The sequence below is a fragment of the Anaerococcus tetradius ATCC 35098 genome (assembly GCF_000159095.1).
Classification (GTDB): domain Bacteria; phylum Bacillota; class Clostridia; order Tissierellales; family Peptoniphilaceae; genus Anaerococcus; species Anaerococcus tetradius.
Genome location: NZ_GG666295.1, coordinates 463,880 through 469,367, shown reverse-complemented (window position 1 = coordinate 469,367; position 5,488 = coordinate 463,880). Strand labels below are relative to the sequence as shown.

Sequence of the window (5,488 nt, the reverse complement as noted above, 5' to 3'; positions counted from 1 at the left end):
TTACGACTTTTCATAAAAACATGACCTCCAAAAATAAAAATTATCAAATGCCATGATCTAAAAACTAAGCTCCTTTGGCCTATGACATTCATTAGCCTTCAGCAAAAGTAAAAACTTTACAAACTATTAAGCTTCAAAATAAATAAAATAAGAAAAGACTCATAAAAAAATAAATTCTACAAATTATAATGTTAAAATATTAAAAACTAGAAAAATAAAAGTAATTCGACTTTGTTTCATGAAAAGTATAATAACTAAGGTAAAGCTTATCAACCTACCTACAAGTGGATTGACAAGTAAGGCCTATAAGCGTACTATTGTAAGGCAAACACCATACATAAGAGGAATTTATGAAAGACATACTAAAAAAGAATATTTTTAACCTAATATCCTTCCTAGTCCTTGTAGTATTTACGGGCTTGGGATATTGGGGCTACAAGGAGGGACTCTTCAACTCCCTCGATAGTTTCAGAGCCTACATCCTATCCAAGGGCAAGCTTGCCCCCCTTTTCTTTATGATAATCCAACTGATCCAGATTGTCCTTCCAGTAATACCAGGAGGACTAACTACTGTCTTTGGAGTTATAGTATTTGGGGCTTTTTGGGGTTTTATCTACAATTACATATCAATATGTCTTGGGTCGATTCTAGTCTTTTTTATAGCTAGAAACTTCGGTAAGTCTGTTATAATAAGGATATTTGGCAGAGAGACCTTCGATAAATACCACCATAAGATTAAAGATAAATCTTACGAAAAATTCTTCGCCCTAGCTATCCTATTTCCAGTAGCCCCGGACGATTTCTTGTGCTACCTATCAGGTCTTACAGATATGAGCTTTAAGAAATTTGCAAGCATCATATTTTTGTTTAAGGGCCCTTCCATATTTCTTTACTCCATGGCTTGGGTAATGGGACTTGACTTCGTCTTCAAGAAATACCTATAGGAGGTCCTATGCTTTATAAAAATTTAGTGATTTACTTCATACCTTCATTCTTGATAATAACAGCCTTTGTATGTAGGTCGGTCAAGGATAAAAAAATTAATAACAAATATGGTTACAGGTCAAATCTTTCCATGAAAAACAAGGCTAATTGGTACTATGCAAACAATCTTATGGAAAAAATATGCTTCGCCATGGGACTAGTATTTCTCTTAGGAGGTTTCCTCATTCAGGCCTACCTTAAAATAACTAGCCTTAGACTAATAATACTTCTAGGATTTGAACTAATAGCCTACATAAGCGCAGGAATCCTTCTAGAAAATAGACTCAAACTAGCCCACAAAAAATAAAAAACTTAAAATCAGAGCACCTACTTAAAAAATGTCTAGGCTCTGATTTTTTTTTTTCGCTAATGAGATCTTAAAATCTCAACAAAATTTGGGATAAATTTAAAAAAATAATAAAAAAACATGATACTTAGGCTTCTAGATTATAAAAAAATGTTTATTATTATAAAATTGTGGGTAAGAAATGAACGTTAGATGATATCAAAATATATCGATATTTCCCAAGTATCTGATAAATACATTAAACAATTAATGAGAAATTTTCATAATTAGGCATTAGGAGGTGTTATAAACTTTTAGATACATATAGGGAAATATTGATGAGCTTACTGTTTAAGGAGTAATTTATGAAATATGAACAACAATTAAAAGAATTTGTAGAGAGTAAAAAAAATAAAAGCACCAACAGAAAGCCATGTTATGCCACTAGAAAATTATCTATTGGCTTAGTATCTTGTCTGCTAGGATTTATCACATTTGTAGCTATGCCACAAGGACAAATTGCTTATGCTGATGACAACGTCAACCAACCTGCTATTGCAGAACCAGCAGGAAACGTTGAAAATTCAACGGGGGGGGGGTACACAAGCTGATCTAAAACAAGCAAATGACTCCTCAAGCAAGACAGCTAATGATATTAATAAAAAAGAAGAAGATAAAGCTAATGCACAAGCACCACAAGCATTAACAGCTGAGCCTAAAAAACAAGCTCCAGCTCAAACTGAAGAGAAAAAAGAAGCTACTGCTTCAAATAAAGAAACAAAGCTAGATGAAAAAGAAAAAGTAGCTCCTACTGAAGAGAAAAAGGAAGACAAAGCAGTTTCTGAAGAAGAGAAAAAACAAGAAGAAAAAGATTCAAAAGAAACTGAGAATAAGGAAGAGAAAGACAAAAACAAAAAGACCGAAGATAAGAAAGACGAAGAGAAGGATAAGGAAGCTAAGGCTGAAGCAGAAAATCGTGAAGCTACTGGCGAAGCACAAACTGGTAAAGATATATCTGATAGATTAGAAAATCTAGTAACCAAGATTCGTGCCAATACAAAAAACCCTGATGGTAATACAGTTACCCCACTTAGAGGACCTGTAAATGATAATGAAGGCCAAGATGTCGGATTGGATATAAGTTTCGATGTACCTGCTACAGTTAAAGAAGGAGATTATTTCGAAGTAAAACTTTCTGATTCCCTTAATGGTTATGGAGCTACAAGCAAGGATGTTGTCTATGACCCATACCTATATGTAGGTAATGATGTAGTAGCCAAGGGTATCTATGATCCAATATCTAATACCTTCAAATACGTATTTACTAAAGAGGCAGAAAAATACGGAAAATTCCATCAAGATATAAATGAAGTTTTATATATCGATCCTAAGAGAGTACCAAATTCAACACCAGATGTAGATATATTTGCAAAATTAGGAAGTCATAACATTGCAAATAAGGTAAATGTAGACTACAGTCTTGAACTAAAAGAAGGCGACGCTAATATAGATAGTAATGGTGTTGGTAAAATTAATGAACTTGATAGTAAAAATGGACATTATGAAGAAACTTACTATGTAAACTATGCTGGTAAAACACAACATGGTACAGAACTAACCTTTAAAAATGACGATAAGGCAGAAGCCTATGGTAAAATAACAGAATCAAAGGCAGTATTTGACCAAGAAGTTCTTGATAGTGTTAAGGTCTATAGGGTAAAAGACCCTAATAAATTAAATAGTAGTTTTGATGTTGATGCAAGCGATGCAAATCTTGAAGAATTGGCTACCAGTGAATACACAAAAGAAATAATTCCTATTGAGGATGGTCTTAAAATTAAATTTAAAAATGAAGGCTCAACAGATACCTATGTTGTTAAATACAAGGGAAAATATGATTCTAAGAAGTTTGTACAAATTACAAGTAAGGTAATAGCTGACCCTACTAAACCATATGAAACAGCTACCCACTCTTCTAACGTATCCTTAACTAGTGCTAAATCTGCACCAAAAGCAGATATAGGTAAATTTATGGAGTTCCACGTTTACCAAACATTAAATGAAGATGGAACTGTAAAGACTACAGATTATGCATCAGATCCAGAAAATTACAGTTCTGGAAATACACAACAAACATATACTACTGAAAAAAAAGATAGGCCTGGATATGAAATTTACAAGGTAGATAGACCAGATGGAGCTGTAGCGGATGAATTTGGTAATAAAATTACAAGCAATTTCCGTGCAGGCAAAAAAGACGTTGTAACCTACTACTATAGAAAAATCCAACCAAACCACACTGTTTGGATAGACGAAGAAGGAAATGATGTAAAAAATGTTGAAAATGGTCTAAAAGAAAAGGGCGATACTCCAGCAGGCTATACTTTCGTTGAGTCAAAAGAAAACGAAAAACAAAAAGACGGTTCAACCAAAAATACCCATATATACCACAAGATAATTACAAACTGGGTTGAAGAAAATACGGGTAAAGTTTTAAAAACAAAAGAAGATGGAGCAAAACCAGATACCGAAGGCGATGACATCAAAGACTATCATAAAGTAAAAGACCTAACTGACCAAAAAACTGGCGATGTAACAAATATCTACCACAAGATTATAACAAAATGGATAGAAGAAAATACTAATAAAGTTCTCAGAGGCCCAGAAGATGGTTCAAAACCAGATGATGATAATATATGGGATATACCAGAATATAAATTAGTAAGAACAGAAACAAATCCAGATAATGGTGATGTAACAAATATCTACAAGAAAATAGATGTAAACTACACAGCATGGGTAGATGATGAAGGCAACCGTATCAAACAGCCAGAAAAAGATTTAAAAGAAAGAGGAGACGATCCAGAAGGCTATAAGTTTACAAAAACTACCGAAATTGATGAGAATGGTACAAAGACACGTATTCACCACTATCACAAGATAGTTACTAACTGGATAGAAGATAAAACTGAAAAACCACTTCAAGATTCACAAGAAGGTGCAAAACCAGATACAGATGGAAACGACATTGCAGAATACAAATATCTAAGGACTAAGGTTGATAATAAAACTGGTGATGTAACAAATATCTACCACAAGATAGTCACAAATTGGAAGGAAGACCATAAAGGAACAGTTCTAAGAACTCAAGAAGTTGGAGAAAAACCAGATACTGATGGAAATGATATAGAAAATTATAAATGGATTAGAACAGATACTGATCCAGACACAGGCGACATAACCAATTATTACCACAAAATCAAGACTTATTGGGTTGAAATGGAAAAAAATAATACACTAAAAGATCCAGAAGACGGAGCTCACCCAGATGATGATGGCGTATGGGATATACCAGATTATGGTCTTGTACGTACAACAGTTAATCCGGACACAGGAGATGTAACAAATATCTACAAGAAGATAGTTCCACCATTTACAGTTTGGGTTGATGAAGATGGAAAGCAAATTAAAAACCCTGAAGATGGATTAAAAGAAAAAGGAAAAGATCCAGAAGGCTATAAATTTGTAAAATCTAAAGAAAAAGAACAACTACCTGACGGTGGTTGGAAAAATACCCACACCTACCACAAGATTGTAACAAACTGGGTAGAAGATGGTAAAAATGATCCACTAAAACCTCAAGAAGATGGAGCTCATCCAGACAATGAAGGCGATGACATTAAAGATTATTATCTTGTAATGACAAAAGAAGACAAGAAAACTGGCGATGTTTTAAATGTATATCGTCAAAGAACAACTTCTTATGTTGATGAAGGTGGGGATGAAATTGAGGGTAATCCAACAGAAAATGGAGTAAAAGAAAAGAAAACTATTAAAGACTATGAATTTGTAAAGACAAGAACAGATAAAAATGGAAATGTTACCCACGTCTACAAGAAAGTTGTTAAACCAAAAACTGTTTGGGAAGATGAAGATGGAAATCCAGTAAAAGACCCTAAAGAAGGAACCGAGGAAAAAGGAAAAGATCCAGAAGGTTACACATATCTAAGAACAAAAGATGGCGACAAACTTCGTAGACATGTTTACCACAAGATAGTAACAAAATGGCTAGAAGAGAAAACTGGTGAAGTTCTTAAAACTAAAGAAGCTGGACAACACCCAGACGATAATGGTGATGACATCAAAGACTATGTATTTGTAACAACTATAGTTGACAAAGAAACAGGAGATGTAACAAATGTCTACAAGAAGATAGTT

At 33.7% G+C, this 5,488-nt stretch carries 4 protein-coding genes; all 4 read left to right on the top strand.

Going from position 1 to position 5,488, the window contains the following annotated elements; translation table 11 throughout:
* Positions 1–350 precede the first annotated feature (350 nt).
* Positions 351–944: a TVP38/TMEM64 family protein gene (locus tag HMPREF0077_RS02370; protein WP_004836317.1), complete on the top strand. Its 594-nt coding sequence runs from the start codon at positions 351–353 to the stop codon at positions 942–944.
* Between the two features lie 8 nt (positions 945–952).
* Complete coding sequence (locus tag HMPREF0077_RS02365; protein ID WP_004836316.1) at positions 953–1,291, top strand: SdpI family protein; 339 nt, start codon at positions 953–955, stop codon at positions 1,289–1,291.
* Between the two features lie 344 nt (positions 1,292–1,635).
* A complete protein-coding gene (locus HMPREF0077_RS02360) occupies positions 1,636–1,881 on the top strand; it encodes a YSIRK-type signal peptide-containing protein (protein ID WP_004836315.1) in 246 nt (81 codons plus the stop codon).
* Positions 1,847–5,488: fibrinogen-binding adhesin SdrG C-terminal domain-containing protein (locus HMPREF0077_RS02355; protein WP_004836314.1), on the top strand; the 3,642-nt coding region annotated here is incomplete at its 3' end. The genes HMPREF0077_RS02360 and HMPREF0077_RS02355, both read left to right, overlap by 35 nt.

Coding starts and splice junctions, on each gene's coding strand:
- HMPREF0077_RS02360 (WP_004836315.1), top strand. CDS start 1,636: ATGAAATATGAACAACAATTAAAAGAATTTGTAGAGAGTAAAAAAAAT.
- HMPREF0077_RS02365 (WP_004836316.1), top strand. CDS start 953: ATGCTTTATAAAAATTTAGTGATTTACTTCATACCTTCATTCTTGATA.
- HMPREF0077_RS02370 (WP_004836317.1), top strand. CDS start 351: ATGAAAGACATACTAAAAAAGAATATTTTTAACCTAATATCCTTCCTA.